We start from the raw sequence: 23,096 nt of genomic DNA on the forward strand, positions 1-23,096 counted from the left end.
CGTGGACCACCACCGCGGTTTTCGCCGTGTCGTATGAACGGCTCCCCTTGATTCTGCCACCCCGTACGGGTTCGCTCCGTCCGGCCGCCGTCCCTCGCCATCCGGTCGCCATCCGGTCGCCGTCCCTCGCCCTCCCTCGCCGTCCGGTCGCCGTCCGGCCGCCGCCCGGCCGCCGCTTCGACCGTCCCGGCTCAGTCCCGGCCCCCGAGCCGCACCAGCAGCGGGGCGGCCCGCTCGCCGCGGACGGAGGTGAGGGAGAGCACGGCGTGGCCGGGCGGCACCACGTGCGCCAGGTCGGAGGCCGACCAGCGCTCCCGCTCCACCTGGCGCACGGTCACGGCGTCCGTGGTGACCGCCTTGCCGGAGACCAGCTTCCGGAAGGCGTGGATGGCCCGGGTGAGGGGCTGGTCGGCGAAGACCGTCCGGTGGGTGACGTCGCGGGTCTCCACCCATTCGGTGCCCCAGGTCTCCGCGAACCGCTTGCCGTCCCAGGTGGTCACCCCGGAGAAGGCCATCCGGCAGCCCACGGCCCCGAGCAGCGGGGTGCGCAGGGCTTCCGGTACGTCGTCCAGGGTGCGCAGCGTGAGCAGGACGCCCGCGTTGGCCGAGCGGAGCCGCTGGATGCCGCGCACCGCTTCCGCGGTGAGGGTGTGGGAGGCGTCGTCGAAGGCGAGGAGCGCGAAGAGCGAGCGGTCGGTGCGGGCGGCGGCAGCGGCGTTGAACTGGGCGAGCAGCAGCCGGGCCAGCATCCGGGAGGCGTCGGCGTGCCCGCGCTCGGGAAGGTCCACGCGGACCCGCAGCGGATGCTCCAGGGCCCGCAGGGAGAACGGCCGCCCGGGGCCGTCGGTGTCGATGGCCGCCACGTTGAAGAACCCGGCGAAGGCGGGCCGGTCCAGCAGCGCGACCCGGTCGGCGAGGGCCGGTCCCGGGTCGGCGGGGGCGCCGTGCTGGCGTTCGCGCGCGTCGAGCTCGCGGAGCATCCGCTGCTGCCCGGCGGCCTCCAGGGCCTCTCGCAGGGCGGCGAGGGCCACGGGCACGCGGTCGAGCAGTTCCCGCAGCTCGGGCACGGCGGGGAAGCGGCCGTACGCGGCCCGGAACGGCCCGAGGAGCTGGGCGAGGGCGGTGGCGGCGCGGCGTACGTCGATCCCCGGCAGGTCGCCCACGAACCCCTCCGCGAGGAGCATGGCGGCCTCGTCGGGGTCGGTGGCGCCGCCGTAGAGGTCGAGGTCGTAGACGGAGTCGGGATCGCCGACGCGGACGACGACGTCGTAGCCCGTATCGGGTCCGAGGGCGGTGCCGGCGGAGGCGACCACGACGACGGCGGCCTGGCCGGCCAGCGCCTGCAGGGCCAGCGACTCCACGACGGGGCGGACCAGGCGGGAGGTCTTGCCCGCGCCGGAGGGGCCGATGGCGAGCAGCGAGGTGCCGAGGACCGCCGGGTCGAGGGCGAGGCCGCTGCCGCGGCGGGCGTACGGGTTGCGCTCGCCGTCCTGGACGGTGCCGAGCAGCACCTGCCGGGCGAGCAGGTCGTGCCGGGCGGCGCGGACGGGCAGATCGCGCGCCCCCGACGGGTGGACGCAGGCCCCGGCCCCCTTGTCCCGCACGGCGTCGGCGAAGGCCCGCGCCCGCGAGGGGTCGGCCCGTACGGTCTCCCAGGCGCGGCCGATCCGCACGTGATCCACGTCGTTCATCCGCCCGGCCCGCGCCTCCGCCCCCAGCCGGTCGGCCACCTCCACCAGCCCGGCGGCCCGCACGTCGGCCCAGGCCGCGGGATCGTCGGGGCCGCCGGGCTCCACCGGCCGCGGCGCCGGGACCTCGGCCCGCGCCGCGCGGCCGCCGGGCAGGATCCGGCGGGCCAGCTCGGGCCAGCGGCCGAGGCGGCCGAAGCCGATGGCGAGGGTCGCCGCGACGATGGCGTACCAGATGTAGGAGGCGACGACGGAGGGGAGCGTCCCGGCCCAGGAGTCGGGGGTGAACATGTAGAGCGGCCAGAGCCAGAAGCCGCCGAGGTAGCCGTTCCAGAGGAGGGACCACAGCAGCAGCCCGGCCAGCAGGGAGATGAGCGCCCCGCTGACCAGCTGGCGGGTCGGGGTGACCTCGGGCTCCTGCGCGGCACGGGGGACGTGCCCGTACGACCAGACGCCGGGGCCGGCGGCCGGGCGAGGGACGCGCAGCCAGTCGGCGAGGGTGGGGCCCACCGCGGGGCCCGCCGACGGACCTCCCGCCCGGCCTCCCGCCGCGCCTCCCTCCGCGCCTCCGGCCTGGCCTCCCGCCGTACCTCCGGCCGGGCCCGGCACCGCCCCGACGGCCGTTACCGGCGCCGGGGCGTGGGCGGGCTTCGGCGGGAGGCCCTGGATCCCCGGGAGCCCGGGGGGCCCGGCCGGGCGCGGGACGTGCCCGGTGCCGAACGGTGTCCGCCGCTCCCCGCCGTGCGTGCCGTCGGTGTCCATGAACCCCTGCCCCCTGCCCGTTACCGCGCTGCGCTGCAACTCCGCTGCCACTGCCCTGCACTGGCCCTGCACTGGCCCTGCGCGCTCAATCTAGTGGCCGTCGCCGCCCCGCGGCCCGTACCCGGTCATGATCCACAAGACATGCGCGGATTCCTTCCTATGGCCGTCACGGACAAGGACACGCGGGCACCACTCCCGAACGGAGCATGCAGGACCACGCCTCCCGGGCCTAGCCTGCGGACAAAGACACAAGTGCGTCCGAAAACACCCCCCAGGAGCCCCCCTATGACCGCTGTCCCGCAGGAGCGCCGCATCGTCACCGCGATCCCCGGCCCCAAGTCGCAGGAGCTGCAGGCCCGCCGTCTGTCGACGGTGGCCGGCGGCGTGGGCTCCGTGCTCCCCGTCTTCACGGCCCGCGCGGGCGGCGGCATCATCGAGGACGTCGACGGCAACCGCATGATCGACTTCGGTTCCGGCATCGCCGTGACCTCGGTCGGCGCCTCCGCCGAGGCCGTCGTGCGCCGCGCCGCCGCGCAGCTCGCCGACTTCACCCACACCTGTTTCATGGTGACCCCCTACGAGGGCTACGTGGAGGTCTGCGAGGCCCTCGCCGAGCTCACCCCGGGTGACCACGCCAAGAAGTCGGCGCTGTTCAACTCCGGCGCCGAGGCCGTCGAGAACGCCGTCAAGATCGCCCGTTCGTACACCAAGCGCCAGGCCGTCGTCGTCTTCGACCACGGCTACCACGGCCGTACGAACCTCACGATGGCGCTGACCTCGAAGAACATGCCGTACAAGCAGGGCTTCGGCCCGTTCGCCCCCGAGGTCTACCGCGTCCCGGTCGCCTACGGCTACCGCTGGCCGACCGGCGCCGAGAACTGCGGCCCCGAGGCCGCCGCCCAGGCGATCGACAACATCGTCAAGCAGATCGGCGCCGAGAACGTCGCCGCGATCATCATCGAGCCGGTCCTCGGCGAGGGCGGCTTCATCGAGCCGGCCAAGGGCTTCCTCCCGGCGATCGTGAAGTTCGCCAACGACAACGGCATCGTCTTCGTCGCCGACGAGATCCAGTCCGGCTTCTGCCGCACCGGCCAGTGGTTCGCGTGCGAGGACGAGGGCATCGTCCCCGACCTCATCACGACCGCCAAGGGCATCGCGGGCGGCCTGCCCCTCGCCGCCGTGACCGGCCGCGCCGAGATGATGGACTCCGTGCACGGCGGCGGCCTGGGCGGCACCTACGGCGGCAACCCGGTGGCCTGCGCCGGTGCGCTCGGCTCCATCGAGACCATGAAGGAGCTCGACCTCAACGCCGCGGCGAAGAAGATCGAGTCGATCATGAAGGCCCGCCTGACGGCGATCCAGGAGAAGTACGACATCGTCGGCGACATCCGCGGCCGCGGCGCCATGATCGCGATCGAGCTCGTCAAGACCGACACTCCTGAGAACGTCGCGTCCAAGACCCCGAACCCGGAGGCGGCCGGCGCGCTCGCCAAGGCCTGCCACGCCGAGGGCGTGCTCGTCCTCACCTGCGGCACCTACGGCAACGTGCTCCGCTTCCTGCCGCCGCTCGTCATCGGCGAGGACCTGCTGAACGAGGGCCTGGACGTCATCGAGGCCGCGTTCGCGGCCCTCTGATCGAACGTCTGACACAGGCGGTAGAACGCGGGGCCGTGATCTTCGATCACCACGCGATCACTACCGCGGGTAACGGTCGGGCACTGTGAAGAAGGTGTGGGGGGCCGATGGCGGGAGCGTTTTCCCGCTGTCGGTCCCCCTTCCGCTGCCGTACGGTTTCTGCAGATGAGTGAGACACCCCGCTCCCGGGAATCCGGAAGCGACACCAGTACCGGGCTTCCCCAGCGCCGCACTGGGCATGCGTTCGCGCACACTCCTCACCGATCGGACAGCCGTACGCCCCAAACCCCCCGGGGCGCCCGGCAACCCGGTCCGGGCGGCCGCCCCGGAACCACCCCCCCTGTTCCGGGGCGGCCGGCCACTCTCCTCTCCGCGATCCCGGCGGCCTACGCGGTCTGCGTACTCTGCGTCGCGCTCTTCGCCCTGACCACCTGGCAGGTCCTCGTGTCCGGGCCCCTGCTGGTCCCGGACGCCGGCCTCAGCCGGGCGCTCGTGCGCACCGTCCCCGACGCGGTCACCCAGCGCCTCTCCGACTTCGGCAACGTCCCGGTCGCGGTCCCCGTCCTGCTCCTCGCGGTGCTCTACGCCGCCCGGCGCGGCGATCGCCGGGGCGCGGCCGCCGCGGCGCTGGCCATGGCCCTGGTACCGGCCCTGGTCGTCCCGCTGAAGGAGTGGACCGGCCGGCCGGGCCCGCTGGAGCCCTGGGCCTCCGGCTACTACCCCTCGGGCCACACGGCCACCGCGTACGTGGCGTACGTGGGCGCCGCCCTGCTCGTGCGCCCGTACACCCGGGGCCGCTGGCCCCTGTTCCTCGCGGCCGCCCTCACCGCCCTGACGGCGGCGGGGCTGATCCTGCGCGGCTACCACTGGCCCCTGGACGTCCTGGCCAGCCTCCTGATGTGCACGCCGCTGCTGCTCGGGGTGCGCGCCGCCCGTACGGCGGCGGGGCCGGGGCGCGTGCGCCCCGGCCCCGCCGTGTCCGATTGCGACGGCGCCGGTCAGGCGCCGAAGTAGGCGTCGAAGTTCTTCGAGAACTCCCAGCTGCCGAAGCGGTCCCAGTTGATCGACCAGGTCATCAGGCCGCGCAGGGCGGGCCAGGTGCCGTGCGTCTGGTACGGCCCACAGTTCGTCTTCTTCGTCAGGCAGTCCAGCGCCTTGGTGACCTCCGCCGGGGAGGTGTGGCCGTTGCCCGCGTTGGTCGTGGCCGGCAGGCCGATGGCGACCTGGTCCGCGCGCAGCGGCGGGAAGACGCGGGCGGTGTTGCCGGCCACCGGGAAGCCGGTGAGCAGCATGTCCGTCATGGGATGAAGTCCGGGCCGCACTTGGCCTTCAGGGACTTCGGGGCCGAGATCAGGTTGACGATCACCAGGTGGTGTGTACACGTTGGTAGTTCAAGGGGAGGGGCACACGCATGGCGAAACCGCTGGTAGACCTACTCGTCCGCAAGTCCCAGGTCGTTCGCGAGGGCGAGCTAGCCCTGACGCTGAGGGCCCAAGAAGACCGTGGCCGACGCTGGGCCCAAGAACACGGCTATGAAGTTCGGGAAGTCTGGAAAGAGAACCTGAGCGCTTGGTCTGACATCGAGCGACCCAAGCAGGATGCGGCCATGTCTGCTGTTATTGCAGGGGAAGTCTCGGCGCTGTGGTGCTTCGCTCTCGACCGATTCAGTCGCAAGGGTGCCGAGTCCGTCATCCCGCTACTGGGTAAAGCCCGCGTGATCTTCGACTACGAACAGCTGGACTCGTCGAACGAGCGGGACCGGCAATGGATTCTCCAGCGTTCCGAGGATGCACGCGCATATTCGCAACGCCTCTCCCATAACGTCCGGGCCACAAAAGCACGGCAGCGCAGCGAGGGCCGCTGGCTATCGAAGGCACCGTTCGGCCTCAAGGTCGATGAGGCCCGCAAGCTGAGACCGGACACCGAGGGATTTGCCGGAGCAGACTACTCGCCGTGGGAACTGGTCATGCGAATCTTCACGGACATCGCGGACGGCGTTTCCTGCCGCGCCCTTGCACGTACCTTCAACGCTGAAGGAGTCGCGGATATCACGGGTCGCACATGGCACGCCGGAGCCGTTCGGAAGATCGTCATTCACCCGGTTTACGAGGGCTGGCTTGCTATCAACCCCAAGAAGACCGACCCCGTGGCTTATCTGAACGAGTCGGGCGACCGGGTCCGCTGCGTCCCCGACGACGTAGTCCCCCACATGGTCAGCACAGAGTTGGCAGCACGCGCACGGCAAGTACTCTCCGGGCACCTGCTGATGGACGGGACACCGGTTCCCGGACGCGCCAGCGCATTGCTAGCAGGACGGCTTACCTGCGAAGGGTGCGGCCGATCAATGCTGGCAAGCGGGAATTCATACGTATGCCAGGCCAACCATTCGGGGGCTGAGTGCGCGGCCCGCGCTTCCGTATCACGGGTAACGCTCGAAAAATATGTAACCGCCCGGTGGCTAGCTCGCATGTCTGCATCCGACCCGGAAGGCCCACTCATGTCCACAGTTGCGGGGCGCTGGACGGCTTTGCATCGGCCTACGGAAACCCAGGCCCTACGGGAGGCGCGCGCGGCCGTAAGCGAGGCCGAAGCAACGCTAGGCCGATTTCACGCCGACGACCGGACAGGCTTCTACGCGGGACGCTCCGCGCGGTATCGCATGCCCGCAAAAACCGACGCCGAGAACCGGCTTACCGAAGCGGAGGAACGTCTTGCCGCGCTGGATACCGAGCGAGTCGATATCACGTTCCTACTGGACGGCTACTTGGACCATTACTGGCAAACGGCGGGTCCAGCACTGAGGCGAGAACTCATTGCTACGGCGATCGACCGGATCCACGTGAGCAAGGCACCCGGCCGGGGCGTGCGACTCACTGACGACCGAGTTCGGATCGTATGGGCAAGCGGTGACGACGAGTAGCTATCGCAGCAGGTGAGCCCCGTGGGGGATGGAGCCGGGCCGCGCGCGGGGAAGCCGTGGGGCAAGGCGCAGCGGCGCCCAAGATGGTCCAGACCAATGTTCTTGTCAAGGCTTCCCGCCGCCCCGCCCCGCGGTGCGCGCCGCCGCCTCGTGCATCGCGAGCTCCAGTACCGCCGGATCGGTGAGCGTGCCCTGCCCGTCCGGGACCACGAGCCAGCGGACCCCGCCCGTGGCCCGGCCGGGGTACGGCACCACGATCCAGGTCCCGTGACCGGCTCCCCGTACGCCCGTCCCGACCCAGCGCGACGCCGTGCCCGGGGGCACGAAAAAGCCCAGCCTGGAGTCGCCGAAATCGGCGAGCACCGGGCCGGGCCGCTCCAGCAGCGCGTCCAGCACTTCGAGGGTGGCGTGTCCCAGCTCCCCCGGCAGGATCAGCACGTCCCACCGGCGGCCGGCGGGCAGCAGGGCGACCCCGAGGGGGTTGCGCTCCCACTCCGACCGGCAGGCGTCCGGATCGGGCGCCACCGAGACCAGCCATTCCACTGCCGTTTTGTCCCCCGGGATCGTCATCGCCCGGCCTCCGCTCTCTGTGGGTGAGGTGAAGCGTTCTCACAGGAGAGAGCGGGGCCGGGCGCGGGTATGACGCGGGTTTCCTTACTCCGTGGTGGTGAACCGGGTCACACGGCCGGGGCCGGTGTGCGCCAGGGGCGTGCGGGCATCTCTTACCCGATCACCACACCATTCAGCTGTCGAAGCCGAGACCGAAGCGGTCCAGCGTCTTCAGCCACAGGTTGCGGTGCCCGCCCATCCGGTCGGCCCGGGCCAGCGACCACTTCGTCATCGTGATGCCGGTCCAGGCGAAGGGCTCCGGCGGGAAGGGCATCGGCTTGGAGCGGACCATCTCCAGCTCGGTGCGCTCGGTCTTCTCCCCGGCGAGCAGGTCGAGCATCACGTCGGCGCCGAAGCGGGTGGCCCCGACCCCCAGCCCGGTGTAGCCGGCCGCGTAGGCCACCTTGCCCGCGTGCGCGGTGCCGAAGAAGGCCGAGAAGCGCGAGCAGGTGTCGATCGCCCCGCCCCAGGCATGGCTGAATTTCAGCCCCTCCAGCTGCGGGAAGCAGGTGAAGAAGTGCTCGGCGAGTTTGAGGTACGTCTCGGGCCGGTGGTCGTGCTCGGCGTCGAGCTTGCCGCCGTACGGGTAGATCGCGTCGTAGCCGCCCCACAGGATCCGCCGGTCGGGGGTGATCCGGAAGTAGTGGAACTGGTTGGCGCTGTCGCCGAGTCCCTGCCGGTTCTTCCAGCCGATCGAGGCGAGCTGCTCCTCGGTCAGCTGCTCGGTCATCAGTGCGTAGTCGTAGACCGGGACGGTCAGCGGGCGCACCCGCTTGACCAGCGACGGGAAGATGTTGGTGCCCAGCGCCACCCGGCGGGCGAAGACCCGCCCGTACGGGGTCCGCACGGCCATCCCGGCTCCCGAGCCGGCCAGGTCCAGCCCGCGCGTGTTCTCGTAGATCCGCACGCCCAGCTCGAGGCAGGCCCGCTTCAGGCCCCAGGCGAGCTTCGCCGGGTTGAGCATGGCGACGCCGTCGCGGTCCCAGATCCCGCCGAGGAAGGTCGGGGAGTCGACCTCGGCCCGTACGGCGTCCGCATCCAGCCATTCGGAGCGGCCGGCGAGGCCGAGCCGCTCGGCCTCGGCGTGGAACTCGCGGAGCTCCGCGACCTGGTGCGGCTCGGTGGCCACGTCGATCTCGCCGCTGCGCTCGAAGTCGCAGTCGATGCCGTAGCGGGCGACCGCCTCCTCGATGGCGTCGAGGTTGCGGGCGCCGAGGTCTTCCAGCGTGGCGAGCTCGTCCGGCCAGCGGGCCATCCCGTTGGCGAGGCCGTGGGTCAGGGAGGCGGCGCAGAAGCCGCCGTTGCGGCCCGAGGCGGCCCAGCCCGCCTCGTGACCCTCGATCAGTACGACGTCCCGGGCGGGGTCGCGCTCCTTGGCGAGCAGCGCGGTCCACAGGCCGCTGTAGCCGCCGCCGATGACGAGCAGGTCGCAGTGCTCGTCCCCGGTGAGGGCGGGCTCGGCGGCGGGCTTGCCGGGGTCGTCCAGCCAGTACGAGACCGGCTTCGCTTCGGAAAGAGATCGTGCAGCGGTGCGCATGGCGTCTGGGGCCATGTCTTCCAACTCCCTACAGGTGTTACTTGGGCTGTGCTTTCTTGCGGCGGTTGGCGACCATCTGGCCGGCCAGCACCACCAGGACCGCGATGACGAACATCGCGGTGCCGATGACGTTGATCTGTACAGGCGTACCGCGCTGGGCCGATCCCCACACGAACATGGGGAAGGTGACGGTGTTGCCCGAGTTGAAGTTGGTGATGATGAAGTCGTCGAAGGAGAGCGCGAAGGAGAGCAGCGCGCCCGCCGCGATGCCGGGGGCCGCGATCGGCAGGGTGACGCGCAGGAAGGTCTGCACGGGTCCGGCGTAGAGATCGCGGGCCGCTTCCTCCAGGCGCGGGTCCATGGAGAGCACCCGCGCCTTGACGGCGGCGACGACGAAGCTGAGGCAGAACATGACGTGGGCGATCAGGATCGTCCAGAAGCCGAGCTGGATGCCCATGTTGAGGAAGAGGGCCAGCAGGGACGCGGCCATCACGATCTCGGGCATGGCCATCGGCAGGAAGATCAGCGAGTTGACCGCGCCGCGCCCGCGGAAGCGGTAGCGGACCATCGCGAAGGCGATGGCGGTGCCCAGCACCGTCGCGCCGATGGTCGCCCACAGGGCGATCTGGAGCGAGAGGGACAGGGACCCGCACATGTCGGCGACCCCGCAGGGGTCCTTCCACGCGTCGAGGGAGAACTCCTGCCAGGCGTAGTTGAACCGTCCGGTGGGGTTGTTGAAGGAGAAGACGGTGACGACGACGTTCGGCAGGATCAGGTAGGCGAGCGTGCCGAGCCCCGCGATCACGACGAGATTGCGGCGCAGCCAGGTGGTGGCGCTCTTCATCAGACCAGGTCCTCCGTCCCCGCTCGGCGGATGTAGATGGTGACCATGACGAGCACGATGGCCATGAGGATGAAGGACAGCGCGGCCGCCGTCGGATAGTCGAGGATGCGCAGGTACTGCGACTGGATGACGTTTCCGATCATGCGGGTGTCCGTGGAGCCGAGCAGTTCGGCGTTGACGTAGTCGCCGCTCGCCGGGATGAAGGTGAGCAGGGTCCCGGAGACCACGCCCGGCATGGACAGCGGGAAGGTCACCTTGCGGAAGACCGTGGCGGGCCGGGCGTACAGGTCCCCGGCCGCCTCGTGGAGGCGGGTGTCGATGCGCTCCAGCGAGGTGTAGAGCGGAAGGATCATGAAGGGGAGGAAGTTGTACGTCAGACCGCAGACGACCGCGAGCGGCGTGGCGAGGACGCGGTCACCCTCGGTCATGCCGAGCCAGCTGGTGACGTCCAGGAAGCCGACCGTGTTGAGGACGTCGACCACCGGGCCGCCGTCGGCCAGGATCGTCTTCCAGGCGAGGGTGCGGATCAGGAAGCTGGTGAAGAACGGGGCGATGACCAGTACCAGGAGCAGGTTGCGCCAGCGGCCCGCCTTGAAGGCGATCAGGTAGGCCAGCGGATAGCCCAGCAGCAGGCACAGCGCGGTCGCGGTGCCTGCGTAGAGCAGGGAGCGCAGGAACTGCGGGTAGTACTCGGTGAAGGCGTCCCAGTACGTCTGGAAGTGCCAGGTGACCTTGAAGCCCTCTTCGAGGGAGCCGGTCTGCACCGAGGTCGAGGCCTGGTAGATCATCGGCAGCACGAAGAAGACGAGCAGCCACAGGATGCCCGGGAGCAGCAGCCAGTACGGGACCAGCCGCTTCTTCAGGGACGGCTTGTGCACCGGAGGCTCGGCGGAGACGGCGACCTCGGGCAGGGTCGCGGGGGCGGTCACGCGCTCTCCTCGACCGTCTCGATGCCGGCGTCGATGTCCTGTGCCGCGTCCAGCCCGAAGGTGTGGTCCGGGTTCCAGTGGAGTATCACGTCGGCGCCGGGGACGAGGCGGGCGTCGCGCTCGATGTTCTGCACGTACACCTCCAGCTCCGGGCAGACCGGGCTGTCGATGACGAACTGGGTGGAGACGCCGATGAAGGAGGAGGCCGCGATCTTGCCGGCGACCTTGTTGCGGCCGGCCTCGACGGTGTCCTCGGCGTCCGCGTGGACCAGGGAGATCTTCTCCGGGCGCACCCCGACCAGCAGCTTGCCGCCGGCGCGGGGTGTGGTCGAACATCGCGCCGCCGGGACGCGCAGCTTCGTACCGGCCGAGGAGACGACGACGTCGGACGCGCCGGCTTCCAGGACCTCGGTCTCGATGAGGTTGGAGGTGCCGAGGAAGTTCGCCACGAAGGTCGTCTTCGGGTTCTCGTAGAGGTCGGCGGGGGCGCCGAGCTGCTCGACGCGGCCGCCGTTCATCACGGCGACCGTGTCGGCCATGGTCATGGCCTCCTCCTGGTCGTGCGTGACGTGCACGAAGGTGATGCCGACCTCGGTCTGGATCCGCTTGAGTTCCAGCTGCATCTGGCGGCGCAGCTTGAGGTCGAGGGCGCCGAGCGGCTCGTCGAGGAGCAGCACCTGCGGGTGGTTGATGAGCGCGCGGGCGACGGCGACGCGCTGCTGCTGGCCGCCGGAGAGCTGGTGCGGCTTGCGCCGGGCGAACTGGCCGAGCTGGACCAGCTCCAGCATGTCGTCGACCTGCTTCTTGACCGACTTGATGCCGCGGCGGCGCAGCCCGAAGGCGATGTTCTCCGAGACGTCGAGGTGCGGGAAGAGGGCGTAGCTCTGGAAGACCGTGTTGACCGGGCGCTTGTACGGCGGCAGGTGCGTGACCTCGCGGTCGCCGAGGCTGACGGTGCCGGTGGAGGGCTCCTCCAGGCCGGCGATCATGCGCAGGGTGGTGGTCTTCCCGCAGCCCGAGGCACCGAGCAGGGCGAAGAAGGATCCCTGGGGGATGGTGAGATCCAGCGGGTGCACGGCGGTGAAGGATCCGTAGTGCTTGCTGATCCCGGCGAGGCGGACGTCGCCGCCTTCGGTCTTGTCAGTCATGGGCCTGGGCCTTCGGTGGTGTGTCGTGGAAGGGGCAGGTGCCGGTACGGGTGTCGTCGCCGGTGGGGACGCGGCGGGACCCGTCAGGCTCCGATGAGCTTGGCGAACTTCTCCTCGTACGCCGTCTCTTCCTCACTGGTGAGGGAGCGGAAGGCGCGCGACTTGGCGGCCATCGCCTTGTCGGGGACGATCAGGACGTTGTCCGCGAGCTCCGGGTCGATCTTGGCCAGCTCGTCCTTGACGCCCTCGACGGGGCAGACGTAGCTGATGTACGCGGCCAGCTGGGCGGCGACCGGGAGCTCGTAGTAGTAGTCGATGAGCCGCTCGGCGTTCGCCTTGTGCCGGGCCTTCACGGGAACCAGCAGGTTGTCGCTGGAGGTGATGTAGCCGGGCGCCGGGATCGCGTACTGGATGTCCGGGTTGCCGGCCTGGAGCTGGATGACGTCGCCGGCCCAGGCCAGGCAGGCTGCGAGGTCGCCCTTGTCGAGGTCCGCGGTGTAGTCGTTGCCGGTGAAGCGGCGGATCTGCTTCTTGTCCACGCCCTTCTGGAGCCGGCCGATCGCCTCGTCGTAGTCGGCGTCGGTGAAGTTCGCCGGGTCCTTGCCCTGGTCGAGCAGGGTCATGCCGACGCTGTCGCGCATCTCGGTGAGGAAGCCGACGCGGCCCTTGAGGGAGGGGTCGTCCAGCATCTGCGTGACGGAGTCGACCTTCTTCCCGCCGGTCGCCTTGGTGTTGTAGGCGATGACGGTGTTGATGCCGGTCCACGGGTAGCTGTACGCGCGGCCCGGGTCCCAGTCGGGGCTGCGGAACTGCGGGCTCAGGTTGGCGTAGGCGTGCGGGAGCTGGGAGGGGTCCAGCTTCTGGGCCCAGCCGAGGCGGATGATGCGTGCGGCGAGCCAGTCGGTGACGACGATCAGGTCGCGGCCGGTGTCCTGGCCCGCCGCGAGCTGGGGCTTGATCTTGCCGAAGAACTCGACGTTGTCGTTGATGTCCTCGGTGTACTTGACCTTGATACCGGTCCGCTTGGTGAACTCCTCCAGCGTGGGACGGGACTTCTCGTCCTCGCTGGTGTCCATGTACTCGGTCCAGTTGGAGAAGTTGATCTCCTTCTCCTTCTCCGAGTGGTCGTCGGAGGCCGCGGCGTTGCCCTCCGCGCGCTTGGCCGGCGGGATGCCGCAGCCGGCGAGCGCGGACAGGCCGCCGAGGGTGAGCGCTCCGACTCCGGAGGCGCGCAGCACGGAGCGGCGGGTGAGGGCGCCGCGCCCGGTGGTGAGGCTGCGCCGCATCGCGGCGAGTTGCGCCGCCGAGAGGCGGTCGGGCTCGAACTGCTCCATGGGAGGTGCCCTTTCGGGATGGGTGCGGGCCGCTGGTCGGGCGGCAGCTGGCTATCGGTCCCCGAAGATCGTGCGGTGCCAGTCCTTCGCGGCCACCGCGGTGTTGTCGTACATCACGTGCTTGACCTGCGTGTACTCCTCGAAGGAGTACGTGCTCATGTCCTTTCCGAAGCCACTGGCCTTGTAGCCCCCGTGCGGCATCTCGCTGATGATCGGGATGTGGTCGTTGACCCAGACGCAGCCCGCCTGGATCTCGCGGGTGGCGCGGTTCGCCCGGTACACGTCGCGGCTCCAGGCGGAGGCGGCGAGCCCGTACGGGGTGTCGTTGGCCAGCGCGATGCCCTCGTCGTCGGTGTCGAAGGGCAGGACCACCAGGACCGGCCCGAAGATCTCGGACTGGACCACCTCGCTGTCCTGGGCGGCGCCGGAGATCAGCGTGGGCCGGTAGTACGCGCCGTCCGCGAGCTCTCCGCCGGGGATCTCACCGCCGGTGACGACGGTGGCGTACGCGCGTGCGCGCTCGACGAAACCGGCGACCCGGTCGCGGTGCACGTGCGAGACCAGCGGGCCGAGGTCGGTCGACGGATCGAAGGGGTCGCCGACCCGGACGGTCTCCATCAGCTCGGCGACCCGGGCGACGAAGGCGTCGTGGAGGGGGCGCTGGACGTAGGCACGGGTGGCGGCCGTGCAGTCCTGGCCGGTGTTGATCAGGGAGGCGGCGACGGCGCCGTTGGCGGCGGCCTCCAGATCGGCGTCGTCGAAGACGAGGAAGGGGGCCTTGCCGCCGAGCTCCAGGTGGAGCCGCTTGACGGTGGCGGTGGCGATCTCGGCGACCCGCTTGCCGATGGCGGTGGACCCGGTGAAGGACGTCATGACCACGTCCGGGTGGCCGACCAGGTGCTCCCCCGCGTCCCGGCCGGCGCCGGTGACGATGTTGACCACGCCGTCGGGCAGGCCCGCCTCCTTGGCCGCCTGGGCGAACATCAGGGAGGTCAGCGGGGTGAGCTCGGCGGGCTTGAGGACGATGGTGTTGCCCGCGGCGATCGCCGGGAGGATCTTCCAGGCGGCCATCTGCAGCGGATAGTTCCACGGCGCGATGGAGCCCACGACCCCGATCGCCTCGCGGCGCACGTACGAGGTGTGGTCCCCGGAGTACTCGCCGGCGGCCTGCCCCTGGAGGTGGCGCGCGGCGCCCGCGAAGAAGGCGGTGTTGTCGATGGTCCCCGGCACGTCGAACTCCGTCGACAGCTTGACCGGCTTGCCGCACTGCAGCGACTCCGCGTATGCGAACTCCTCGGCCCGCTCGGCCAGCACGGCGGCCAGCCGGTGCAGCGCGTCGGAGCGCTCCCCGGGCGTGGCCCCGGACCAGCCGGGGAAGGCCCGCTTGGCGGCGGCGACGGCGGCGTCCACGTCGGCGGTGGAGGCCAGCTCGTAGGTGAGCACCTCCTCGCCCGTGGCAGGGTCGACCACGGTGTGTGACCGACCCGAGGTGCCGGGCCGCAGCTGCCCGTCGATGTACTGCGCGCCTTCGGCGAATCGGTCCTTGACCTGGACCTTGACCTGGAAGCGGTTGCCCATCACGCTCTCACGCTCTCCGTAGCTACAGTTCGAGCTACAGCTCGAATTGAGTGCCGATCCTGGCAGAGGTACACCCCTCGGCCAAGTGATTCCGTTGTTGCCTTTTGATTACGCGACGGAATCGGTCGACCATGTGTCGAGGCGCGCCCGAAATCCCGTACGAAGTGTCCGGTGCTCCTGCGAGACTCGCATGCATGGAGAAGATCGAGGCACTGATCGGGCAGGTCAGCCGGGGTGAGCACCTGAAGTTCCTGCCGTTCTGGGGACACCGTCCGCGGCCCGACGGAACGCTCGGACCGAGCTGCCTCAGTCAGTGGTGGCCGTCCGCGTTCACCGTGGGTGACGTGCGGTACGCCACCGCCGAGCACTGGATGATGGCCGGAAAGGCGCGCCTGTTCGAGGACGCCGAGGCGGAGCGCGCGGCCCTGGAGGCGAAGGGCCCGGCGGAGGCGAAGAAGGCCGGGCGGCTGGTGCGCGGCTTCGATGACGTGGTGTGGGAGCGGGAGCGGTTCGCGCTGGTGGTGGAGGGCAGCGTGCACAAGTTCGGCTCCGATCCGGCGCTGGCCTCGTACCTGCTCTCGACCGGGAAGCGGGTCCTGGTGGAGGCCAGCCCGATGGACCGGATCTGGGGCATCGGGCTGGCCGCCGACGACGAGCGGGCCCTGGACCCGGCGCGCTGGCGCGGCCTGAACCTGCTGGGCTTCGCGCTCATGGAGGCGCGCGAGCGGCTGCGGGCGGGGATTCAGGGGATTTAATCGTTCGCAGCCGGTGAGGGTGTGCGTCTAGCGTGATCCTTGTCCAGGTGCGCAGGTGAGACTTACTTCCACTGTTAATGGGGCGGCCGCGGGTTCGAGTCCCGTCATCGGCTTCGGGCCGGTGTAGCTCAGTTGGTAGAGCACCTTGTGGTTTCGCCGACCTCGATCTCTGGACACCTCTTCACGCACCTCCCGGTGCGCGGGCAGCGGCTCCTTCTTTTGCAAAGAAACCCAGGCCGCCGCCACCTTGATCTCGGGAGGCACACGTACGGGAAGCCCGGTGCGCAGGCAACGGTTACTTCTCCGGATCAGCAGGTCGCGGGTTCGAGTCCCGCCCGGCTCCGGCCGGTAGCTCAGATGGATGGAGCGGCTGACACAAGTCCGTCGTCGACTTCCGATCTCGGGCATCCCGTACGTCCCGCCTCCCCCTGCTTCCTTTGAATTCGGGGGGATTCTCATGGCTCGCTTCAATCTGCTCCGCTCCAAGGCGGCGCCCACGGCGCCCACCGCACCCACGTCCCCGGTCCGCTCGACCGGCCGCCGCGCCGCCAACGCGCACGGCAGCACCGGCTTCGTCCGCGATCCGCGCTCCGAGCTGTTCCTGCTCGCCGTCGCCAACTTCGTGACGCAGCAGACCGCTTACGAGGGCGGCCCGGCCCGCGACGACCGCTTCGCCGCGCTCGTGCGCGGCCTCGCCGTCGAGGACCCCGAGTGGACCGCCGGCCTGCTCGGCTGGCTGCGCCGGGGCGGCAACATGCGGACGGCTTCGCTCGTCGGAGCCGCCGAGTACGTCAAGGCGCGGCTCGACGCCGGAGCGACCGGGTGGCCCTCGAACCGGCAGGTCGTGGACTCCGTACTGCTGCGCGCGGACGAGCCGGGCGAGCTGCTCGCCTACTGGACGGCCACGTACGGACGGGGCGTGCCCAAGCCCGTCAAGCGCGGGATCGCCGACGCGGTGCGCCGCCTCTACTCGGGCACCTCGCTGCTGAAGTACGACACCGCCTCCCGGGGATACCGCTTCGGCGACGTCCTCAACCTCGTGCACGCCTCCCCCGACCCGGACAAGCCCTGGCAGGGCGAGCTGTTCCGGTACGCCCTCGACCGCCGGCACAGCCCGGAGACCGCCGAGGTCCCGCCGGGCAACCGCACCCTGCTCGCGCACCGGGCCCTGATGGAGCTGCCCGTGGCGGAGCGCCGGGCCGTGGTCACCGCGGCCGACGGCGCCGAGCGGCTCGCCGCGGCGGGCATGACCTGGGAGGCGCTGGCCGGCTGGCTCCAGGGGCCGATGGACGCGGCCGCCTGGGAGGCGGTCATCCCGTCCATGGGTGCGATGGCGCTGCTGCGCAACCTGCGCAACTTCGACCAGGCCGGAGTCTCGGACGAGGTCGCCGCGCGGGTCGCGGCGAAGATCTCCGACCCGGAGACCGTCGCCCGCGCCCGGCAGTTTCCCTTCCGCTACCTCGCCGCCTACCAGCACGCGCCCTCGCTGCGGTGGGCATACCCGCTGGAGCGGGCGCTGGGCCACTCCCTGGCCCACGTACCGGCGCTGCCCGGGCGGACGCTGGTCCTGGTGGACCGGTCCGGGTCGATGTGGTCGCCGCTGTCGGACCGCTCGCAGCTCAACAGGGCCGACGCGGCGGCCGTCTTCGGGACGGCGCTGGCACTGCGCGCCGAGGACGCTGACCTGGTGCAGTTCGGCTCCACCAGCAAGGCGGTCGGCTACCGGCGGGGCGAGTCGGTGCTGAAGGTGCTGGAGCGGTTCGAGGACCTCGGCGGCACGTTCACGGCGGAGGCGGTGCGCACGCACTACGCGGGGCACGACCGGGTCCTGATCGTCACCGACGAGCAGGCCACGTACGCCTACGGCGGCGACCCGACGGCCCTGGTGCCGGACACGGTCCCGGTCTACACCTGGAACCTCGCCGGATACCGGGTGGGCCACGCGCCCTCCGGGTCCGCGCACCGGCACACCTTCGGCGGGCTCACCGACGCGGCCTTCCGCATGGTGTCCCTGATCGAGGACGGCCGGGACGCCAGGTGGCCTTGGGAGGCGGGGCAGGCGGGCACGGCTGCCTGACAGGCACGGCTGCCTGAAGGGGACGGCTGCCTGACGGGCACGGCGGAGGGCCGGGCGGGGACGGTACGCGTCCCCGCCCGGCCCTCGCGCCGTGCCTGCCGGGCGCCGATCAACCCCGGTGGAGGACCTGCGTGTTCTCGTACGGGGACGAGAAATCCGAGTCGTAGTCGGAGTCGGAGTTCCCGTCGTTGAGCAGCAGGCCGACGACGGCTATCGCGATGAACAGGCAGCTGATCACGATGCCGACCGCGCCGGTGATGATGCCGGCCAGCGCCATGCCCCCGTTGTCGGCCTCGCCGCGCTTGGCCTTGCCTCGGGCCAGTACGCCGAAGATGACGGCCGGGACGCCGAACAGCAGGCCCAGGTAGCAGCTGACCACGGCGATGATCCCGAGGACGAGCGCAGTGATGCCGAAGCCGTTGCTCATGGGCTGGTGCCCCGGGTATCCGGGGTATCCCGGATACCCCGGATAGGCGGGCTGGCCGCCGTACGACGGCTGCGGGGCGCCCTGGTGGGCGGGGTAGCCGCCGTACGGGGCCTGCGGCACGCCCGGCTGCGCCGGGTAGCCGTACCCGGCCGGATCCGGCTGCGCCGGGTAGCCGTAGGCGGGCGTCCCCCCGGGTGCCTGCCCGGGCTGGGGCGCGGGCGTGGCCTGCGGGACGCCCCCGGCGCCGGGCATCCCCGTGACGGTCTGCTGGTCGTGCACACCCGGGGCCACGGGCCCCGCCGACGCCCCCGGCCCGCCCTGCTGTTTGCCCAGATCGACCGCGGGCTGCTCCGGCGGCGCCCAGGGGTCTCGCGACTCGGGGCTCTGATCGGTCATACGGCGCCCCCCTCTCGTACGGCCATGCTAAGCGCTCCCTCCGACAAGCCCCTTCCACGGTGCGGGTCCTGCCTACGATGAAGCCCGTTCCATCCGCACCCGCGTCCTTCGGAGGCATCCTCATGTCCGACCTGCACCCCTTCATCGCGGGGCTGCCCAAGGCCGAACTGCACGTCCACCACGTCGGCTCGGCCTCCCCGCGCATCGTGGCCGAACTCGCCTCCCGGCACCCCGACTCCACGGTCCCCACGGACCCCGAGGCCATCGCCGACTACTTCACCTTCACCGACTTCGCCCACTTCATCGAGGTCTACCTCTCCGTCGTCGACCTGGTCCGCACCCCCGACGACGTGCGCCACCTCACCTTCGAGATCGCCCGCGACATGGCCCGGCAGAACATCCGGTACGCCGAGCTCACGATCACCCCGTACTCCTCCACCCGCCGCGGGATCGACGAGAAGGCCTTCATGGAGGCCATCGAGGACGCCCGCAAGGCCGCCGAGACCGAGCTCGGCGTGATCCTGCGCTGGTGCTTCGACATCCCCGGCGAAGCCGGCCTGGAAGCCGCCGCGGAGACCGCCCGCCTCGCCCTGGACCTGCGCCCCGAGGGCCTGGTCTCCTTCGGCCTGGGCGGCCCGGAGGTCGGGGTCCCGCGCCCGCAGTTCAAGCCGTACTTCGACGCCGCCCGCGCCGCCGGACTGCACAGCGTGCCGCACGCCGGCGAGACGACCGGCCCGGAGACCATCTGGGACGCGATCCGCGAGCTGGGCGCCGAGCGCATCGGCCACGGCACCAGCGCCACCCAGGACCCGGAGCTGCTCGCCCACCTCGCCGAGCACCGCATCGCGCTGGAGGTCTGCCCCACCTCCAACATCGCCACCCGCGCCGTCGCCACCCTCGACGAGCACCCCCTCAAGGAGATGGTGGCGGCCGGCGTGCTCGTCACCATCAACAGCGACGACCCGCCGATGTTCGGCTCCGACCTCAACAACGAGTACGCGGTGGCCGCGCGCCTGCTCGACCTCGACGAGCGCGGTCTCGCCCAGCTCGCGAAGAACGCCGTCGAGGCCTCCTTCCTCGACCCGGCCGGCAAGGCGAAGCTCACCGCCGAGATCGACACGTACACCTCCGCCTGGCTGGCTTCCTGACGCCCCAGCAGAATGGGTGCATGCGCACCCTGACTGCCGTCGGCCACCGCGGGGATCCCTACCGCGTCCGCGAGAACACCCTGCCCTCGATCCGCTCCGCCTTCGACCGGGGCGCGGACGCGGTGGAGATCGACGTGCGGATGACCCGCGACGGGGTCCCCGTACTGCTCCACGACGAGGACCTCCAGCGACTGTGGGGCCATGACGTACGGCTCGAAGAGGTCACGGCCCCGCAGCTGAAGGAGCTGACGGACGGCGGGATCCCGACCCTGCGCGAGGCCCTGATGGCCGCCGGTGCGGGCCGGGTCATGGTCGATCTGCCGGGTGCGACGACCGATACCGTACGGACCGTCGTCGGCCAGGTCCGCGAGTGCGGGGCCCGCGACCGTACGTACTACTGCGCGGGTCCGGCCACGATGCTGGCGGTGCGCGCCGCCGATCCGGGCGCCGAGATCGCGCTGACGTGGACCACCCTGGCTCCCCCGCGCCGGGTGCTGATCGACGCGGTGGCGCCGACCTGGCTCAACTACCGCTTCGGGCTGGTCGGCCCGGAGCTGGTGGACGCCCTGCACCGGGACGGCCTGCTGGTGTCGGCCTGGACGCCGGACACCAAGCGCTCGATGCGTGCGCTGGTCGGGGCCGGGGTGGACTCGATCACGACGAACCGGGTGGACGCGCTGGAAGCCGTGCGGGCCGAGCTCGGCCGGTGATGCGGGCCTGGGGGGAGCTGCCGGCTCGCGGGGTCCTGCGGGCCTGGCGGGAGCTCGGAGCGCGGATCCGGCGGGCCGGCCCGCGCCGGCAGGACCTGGGGCTGACGCTGCTGGTGCAACTGGCCGTCACGATGCCCTTTGTGGTGCCCCGGCCGGCCGACGCACCGCCCGCGGACTGGACCTCGTACGCGATGACCACGCTCGGCGTGCTTCCGCTGGTCTGGCGGCGGCGGGCTCCGGTGACGGTGCTGATCGCGATCCTGGTGGCCGGCGGCGCCTACAAGCTGGCGGTCGACGGCCCGGGGCAGCCGCTCCCGTACGCGGGACTGCTCGCCCTCTACACCGTCGCCCTGCAGGGCACGGCCCGGGTCCGGCTCGGGGTGGGCGGGCTCACGGTCCTCACGGTCGCCTTCTCGGTGGGCTGGAACACCGGGACCGCGCGCGAACTGTTCTTCACCCTCTTCGTCTCCGCCGCCGCGTACGCGCTGGGGCGGCTCCAGCACACCCGGCAGGCCTACACGGCGGCCCTCCTGGACCGGGCCGCGCAGCTGGAACGGGCCAACCGGATCGAGGCGGAGCAGGCGGCCGCTCGCGAACGGGCCCGGATCGCACGGGAGATGCACGACATCCTCTCGCACGCGGTCAGCATCATGATCGTGCAGGCGGAGGCCGGTCCGGTGGCCGTGCGCAGGGCCCCCGAGCGGGCCGAGGCCGCGTTCGAGGCCATCGCGGAGACGGGCCGCGACGCGATGGCCCAACTGCGCACGATGCTGGGGGTGCTGCGCACCGACGAGGCCGCGCCGCGCTCGCCGCAGCCCGGCATCGGGCAGCTGACGGGGCTGCTGGAGCGGGTCCGGGGCAGCGGGCCGGAGGTGACCTACGAGCGCACGGGCTCGGTGCGCGCCCTGCCGGCGGCGCTGGAGGCGACGGTGCACCGGGTGGTGCAGGAGGCCCTGACCAATGTGGTCAAGCACGCCGGGCCCGGCGATCGCAGGGCTGGGTACGCTCCACAAGGACGCGGCGGCCGCGCTGGTGCGGGGGCGGCATGAGCGGCGGCTGGCAGAGCAGTTCCGCCGTCGCGGACTTCCGCAGCAGGCGCGAGGCCACCGATATCGGCGGCCGACGGTCCGGGCTACTCCTTCGCGGCCAGTGGGAGCACCACTTCGATGTGACCGATCCGCACGACCAGATCGCGGGCGCGGTGGCCAGAAGCTCCGAGTCCGCTCCGGGCACGGCCCAGCACTACGTCAGCTTGACCCGATCCTGAAGGATCGGGCTTGGAGGTAGAGCCCGACTGGCTGCCAGGTTATCTCCTCCGTCCAGACCACCTATGGGGTGGCTGGGACGCGTGACTCACGCCCCGCGGTCCACACAACTTCGCCCTTGCGGTCGAGGTTGTGGGACGCGTTGTCGTCCGCGTGCATCATGACGCCGCAGGCGCGGCACGCGAACGTTGCTTGATCGACCCGGTTCTTCCGGTCGATGTGTCCACAATCGGAGCATTGCTGGCTGGTGTACGCCGGATCGACGTGCACGAGCGGCACCCCGGCCCGCTTCGCCTTGTAGGCGATGAACTGGCCGAGCTGGTGGAAGCTCCACGAATGCAGTGGTGTCCGCTGGTCCTTGCGGAGCCGTACCCGGTCGCGGATGCCCGTCAGGTCTTCCAGGGCGATACCGCGTCCGGTGCGTTCAGCGGTGGTGACGATCGTCTTCGAGATGATGTGGTTGATGTTCGCGGCGTGCCGCGACTCTTTGCGGCCGCGGTGCTTGAGCCGCCGTTTGGCAGACTGGGTGCCCTTGGCCTGCAACTTGCAGCGCAGTTCGAGCTGCCGCTTGCGGTGCCGGTTCAAGCCGCGCCCGGCGGCCCGGTTCCCGGTGGATGTGGTGGCGATGTTGACGATGCCGAGGTCCACACCGATAAACCCGGACGGGTTCTCGTTGACCGGGCCTCGGGGATCTCGCACACCGCGATCAGGTAGAACACGCCGTCGCGTTCGATCAGGTCCGACTCGCCCTTGCGGTACTCGCGGAGCATCTTGAGCGCGTTGGCGGAGCAGGCGAAGTGGACGTTCTTGAGCCGCCCGCCGATGGTCCAGATACTGACGGTCCGCGCGTCGTACTGCCAACTGAGACACCGATCGTCGTACGGCTGCGCGGCCTCCGGCCGGAACGTGATCGGCTTCGACTCCGCCTTGGCCCTGCGCTTCGATCCGGGCCTGCCAAGGTTCCCCGCCCGGATGTTCGCCTTCAACGTGGTGTAGGCGTCACGGGTCTTCTTGATCACATGCTGGGCCGCCTGCGCCCCGAGACCGGAGGCTTTTCAGCTCGGCATAGGTGTGCTTGCGCAGCTCGTGCTCACGCGGCACGCCGTGCTCGAACGCCACGACGGACACCCAGTTGGCCCGCTCGTTGACCATGCGCAGGGTCGCTGACAGCACCGGTGCCTGCGCGGCATCCGGCATCAGCTTCACCCGAACAACGAGCTGCATACGTTCACCGTATCGGCAGCTACCGACAACAGGCCCAGTTATCCGAATACGTGCACGTCAGAGCAGTCTCGAAGAAGCGCGATTCCTCCCGAGCCTGAAGGCCCAGGTTC

The 23,096-nt window shown here is 70.8% G+C and carries 18 protein-coding genes and 2 pseudogenes; 9 read left to right on the forward strand and 11 right to left on the reverse strand.

Annotation, left to right across the window (positions count from 1 at the left end; genetic code table 11):
• Nucleotides 1-191: 191 nt before the first annotated feature.
• Nucleotides 192-2,450 (reverse strand): ATP-binding protein, encoded by a 2,259-nt coding sequence (locus MTF69_RS24020; protein ID WP_243337590.1) that lies wholly within the window; start codon nt 2,448-2,450, stop codon nt 192-194.
• Nucleotides 2,451-2,735: 285 nt separating this feature from the next.
• Between MTF69_RS24020 and gabT the strand changes: the two genes are divergently transcribed.
• Both gabT and MTF69_RS24030 read left to right on the forward strand, forming a co-directional pair.
• Nucleotides 2,736-4,085 (forward strand): 4-aminobutyrate--2-oxoglutarate transaminase, encoded by a 1,350-nt coding sequence (gene gabT, locus MTF69_RS24025; RefSeq protein WP_243337592.1) that lies wholly within the window; start codon nt 2,736-2,738, stop codon nt 4,083-4,085.
• A gap of 444 nt (nt 4,086-4,529) precedes the next feature.
• Nucleotides 4,530-5,099 (forward strand): phosphatase PAP2 family protein, encoded by a 570-nt coding sequence (locus MTF69_RS24030; protein ID WP_243337593.1) that lies wholly within the window; start codon nt 4,530-4,532, stop codon nt 5,097-5,099.
• Here MTF69_RS24030 and MTF69_RS24035 read toward each other — a convergent pair.
• Nucleotides 5,084-5,386 (reverse strand): annotated as a pseudogene (locus tag MTF69_RS24035) (chitinase); the annotation flags it as partial. The gene MTF69_RS24030 and the pseudogene MTF69_RS24035 sit on opposite strands and share 16 nt — an antisense overlap.
• A 110-nt stretch (nt 5,387-5,496) precedes the next feature.
• Here MTF69_RS24035 and MTF69_RS24040 point away from each other — a divergent pair.
• Nucleotides 5,497-7,005, forward strand: a complete 1,509-nt coding sequence (locus MTF69_RS24040; RefSeq protein ID WP_243337595.1) for a recombinase family protein — start codon at nt 5,497-5,499, stop codon at nt 7,003-7,005.
• Between the two features lie 105 nt (nt 7,006-7,110).
• On the opposite strand, the gene MTF69_RS24045 is transcribed toward MTF69_RS24040, so the two are convergent.
• The 7 genes from MTF69_RS24045 to MTF69_RS24075 form a co-directional block, all read right to left on the reverse strand.
• Nucleotides 7,111-7,575 (reverse strand): hypothetical protein, encoded by a 465-nt coding sequence (locus MTF69_RS24045; protein ID WP_243337596.1) that lies wholly within the window; start codon nt 7,573-7,575, stop codon nt 7,111-7,113.
• A 172-nt stretch (nt 7,576-7,747) separates the two neighbouring features.
• On the reverse strand, nt 7,748-9,166 hold the full coding sequence (locus MTF69_RS24050; protein ID WP_243337597.1) for an FAD-binding oxidoreductase: 1,419 nt from the start codon (nt 9,164-9,166) through the stop codon (nt 7,748-7,750).
• Nucleotides 9,167-9,188: 22 nt separating this feature from the next.
• Nucleotides 9,189-9,995 (reverse strand): ABC transporter permease, encoded by an 807-nt coding sequence (locus MTF69_RS24055; protein ID WP_243337599.1) that lies wholly within the window; start codon nt 9,993-9,995, stop codon nt 9,189-9,191.
• On the reverse strand, nt 9,995-10,924 hold the full coding sequence (locus MTF69_RS24060) for an ABC transporter permease (protein WP_243337601.1): 930 nt from the start codon (nt 10,922-10,924) through the stop codon (nt 9,995-9,997). Before MTF69_RS24060 ends, MTF69_RS24055 begins: the two co-directional genes overlap by 1 nt.
• Nucleotides 10,921-12,072, reverse strand: coding sequence for an ABC transporter ATP-binding protein (locus MTF69_RS24065; RefSeq protein WP_243337603.1), 1,152 nt, complete (start codon nt 12,070-12,072; stop codon nt 10,921-10,923). The genes MTF69_RS24060 and MTF69_RS24065 overlap by 4 nt, the downstream gene beginning before the upstream one ends.
• 83 nt (nt 12,073-12,155) lie before the next feature.
• The gene (locus tag MTF69_RS24070; RefSeq protein ID WP_243337605.1) at nt 12,156-13,406 is read right to left on the reverse strand and encodes a spermidine/putrescine ABC transporter substrate-binding protein; all 1,251 of its coding nucleotides are present in this window, start codon (nt 13,404-13,406) and stop codon (nt 12,156-12,158) included.
• Between the two features lie 51 nt (nt 13,407-13,457).
• Nucleotides 13,458-14,984 carry a gamma-aminobutyraldehyde dehydrogenase gene (locus MTF69_RS24075; RefSeq protein ID WP_243337832.1) on the reverse strand — a complete coding sequence of 509 codons (1,527 nt, stop codon included), beginning with the start codon at nt 14,982-14,984 and terminating at the stop codon, nt 13,458-13,460.
• Between the two features lie 194 nt (nt 14,985-15,178).
• On the opposite strand from MTF69_RS24075, the gene MTF69_RS24080 reads away from it, so the two are divergent.
• Both MTF69_RS24080 and MTF69_RS24085 read left to right on the forward strand, forming a co-directional pair.
• Nucleotides 15,179-15,739 (forward strand): NADAR family protein, encoded by a 561-nt coding sequence (locus MTF69_RS24080; protein WP_243337606.1) that lies wholly within the window; start codon nt 15,179-15,181, stop codon nt 15,737-15,739.
• A gap of 457 nt (nt 15,740-16,196) precedes the next feature.
• Nucleotides 16,197-17,816 carry a TROVE domain-containing protein gene (locus tag MTF69_RS24085; RefSeq protein ID WP_243337609.1) on the forward strand — a complete coding sequence of 540 codons (1,620 nt, stop codon included), beginning with the start codon at nt 16,197-16,199 and terminating at the stop codon, nt 17,814-17,816.
• A gap of 109 nt (nt 17,817-17,925) precedes the next feature.
• Here the strand turns inward: MTF69_RS24085 and MTF69_RS24090 are convergent, their stop codons facing one another.
• The gene (locus tag MTF69_RS24090) at nt 17,926-18,639 is read right to left on the reverse strand and encodes a DUF4190 domain-containing protein (protein ID WP_243337611.1); all 714 of its coding nucleotides are present in this window, start codon (nt 18,637-18,639) and stop codon (nt 17,926-17,928) included.
• A 122-nt stretch (nt 18,640-18,761) separates the two neighbouring features.
• Between MTF69_RS24090 and MTF69_RS24095 the strand changes: the two genes are divergently transcribed.
• Genes MTF69_RS24095 through MTF69_RS24110 form a run of 4 tightly spaced genes read left to right on the forward strand, consistent with a single transcriptional unit; the run spans nt 18,762 to nt 21,764 of the window.
• Entirely contained in the window at nt 18,762-19,787 is a 1,026-nt protein-coding gene (locus tag MTF69_RS24095; RefSeq protein WP_243337613.1) for an adenosine deaminase, read from the forward strand.
• Nucleotides 19,788-19,807: 20 nt separating this feature from the next.
• Nucleotides 19,808-20,497 (forward strand): glycerophosphodiester phosphodiesterase, encoded by a 690-nt coding sequence (locus MTF69_RS24100; RefSeq protein ID WP_243337614.1) that lies wholly within the window; start codon nt 19,808-19,810, stop codon nt 20,495-20,497.
• The gene (locus MTF69_RS24105; protein ID WP_374323709.1) at nt 20,497-21,546 is read left to right on the forward strand and encodes a sensor histidine kinase; all 1,050 of its coding nucleotides are present in this window, start codon (nt 20,497-20,499) and stop codon (nt 21,544-21,546) included. Before MTF69_RS24100 ends, MTF69_RS24105 begins: the two co-directional genes overlap by 1 nt.
• Entirely contained in the window at nt 21,543-21,764 is a 222-nt protein-coding gene (locus MTF69_RS24110) for a hypothetical protein (protein ID WP_243337616.1), read from the forward strand. The genes MTF69_RS24105 and MTF69_RS24110 overlap by 4 nt, the downstream gene beginning before the upstream one ends.
• 61 nt (nt 21,765-21,825) lie before the next feature.
• Here MTF69_RS24110 and MTF69_RS24115 read toward each other — a convergent pair.
• Nucleotides 21,826-22,986, reverse strand: a pseudogene (locus MTF69_RS24115) (RNA-guided endonuclease InsQ/TnpB family protein).
• Nucleotides 22,987-23,096: the final 110 nt, after the last annotated feature.

The organism is Streptomyces sp. AP-93, from assembly GCF_022808175.1.
Taxonomy (GTDB): domain Bacteria; phylum Actinomycetota; class Actinomycetes; order Streptomycetales; family Streptomycetaceae; genus Streptomyces.

What these genes read in the sequence shown, in the direction of transcription:
- MTF69_RS24020 (WP_243337590.1), bottom strand. Translation starts at nt 2,450, where the DNA reads ATGGACACCGACGGCACGCACGGCGGGGAGCGGCGGACACCGTTCGGC.
- gabT (WP_243337592.1), top strand. Translation starts at nt 2,736, where the DNA reads ATGACCGCTGTCCCGCAGGAGCGCCGCATCGTCACCGCGATCCCCGGC.
- MTF69_RS24040 (WP_243337595.1), top strand. Translation starts at nt 5,497, where the DNA reads ATGGCGAAACCGCTGGTAGACCTACTCGTCCGCAAGTCCCAGGTCGTT.
- MTF69_RS24045 (WP_243337596.1), bottom strand. Translation starts at nt 7,575, where the DNA reads ATGACGATCCCGGGGGACAAAACGGCAGTGGAATGGCTGGTCTCGGTG.
- MTF69_RS24050 (WP_243337597.1), bottom strand. Translation starts at nt 9,166, where the DNA reads ATGGCCCCAGACGCCATGCGCACCGCTGCACGATCTCTTTCCGAAGCG.
- MTF69_RS24055 (WP_243337599.1), bottom strand. Translation starts at nt 9,995, where the DNA reads ATGAAGAGCGCCACCACCTGGCTGCGCCGCAATCTCGTCGTGATCGCG.
- MTF69_RS24065 (WP_243337603.1), bottom strand. Translation starts at nt 12,072, where the DNA reads ATGACTGACAAGACCGAAGGCGGCGACGTCCGCCTCGCCGGGATCAGC.
- MTF69_RS24070 (WP_243337605.1), bottom strand. Translation starts at nt 13,406, where the DNA reads ATGGAGCAGTTCGAGCCCGACCGCCTCTCGGCGGCGCAACTCGCCGCG.
- MTF69_RS24075 (WP_243337832.1), bottom strand. Translation starts at nt 14,984, where the DNA reads ATGGGCAACCGCTTCCAGGTCAAGGTCCAGGTCAAGGACCGATTCGCC.
- MTF69_RS24080 (WP_243337606.1), top strand. Translation starts at nt 15,179, where the DNA reads ATGGAGAAGATCGAGGCACTGATCGGGCAGGTCAGCCGGGGTGAGCAC.
- MTF69_RS24085 (WP_243337609.1), top strand. Translation starts at nt 16,197, where the DNA reads ATGGCTCGCTTCAATCTGCTCCGCTCCAAGGCGGCGCCCACGGCGCCC.
- MTF69_RS24090 (WP_243337611.1), bottom strand. Translation starts at nt 18,639, where the DNA reads ATGACCGATCAGAGCCCCGAGTCGCGAGACCCCTGGGCGCCGCCGGAG.
- MTF69_RS24095 (WP_243337613.1), top strand. Translation starts at nt 18,762, where the DNA reads ATGTCCGACCTGCACCCCTTCATCGCGGGGCTGCCCAAGGCCGAACTG.
- MTF69_RS24100 (WP_243337614.1), top strand. Translation starts at nt 19,808, where the DNA reads ATGCGCACCCTGACTGCCGTCGGCCACCGCGGGGATCCCTACCGCGTC.
- MTF69_RS24105 (WP_374323709.1), top strand. Translation starts at nt 20,497, where the DNA reads ATGCGGGCCTGGGGGGAGCTGCCGGCTCGCGGGGTCCTGCGGGCCTGG.
- MTF69_RS24110 (WP_243337616.1), top strand. Translation starts at nt 21,543, where the DNA reads ATGAGCGGCGGCTGGCAGAGCAGTTCCGCCGTCGCGGACTTCCGCAGC.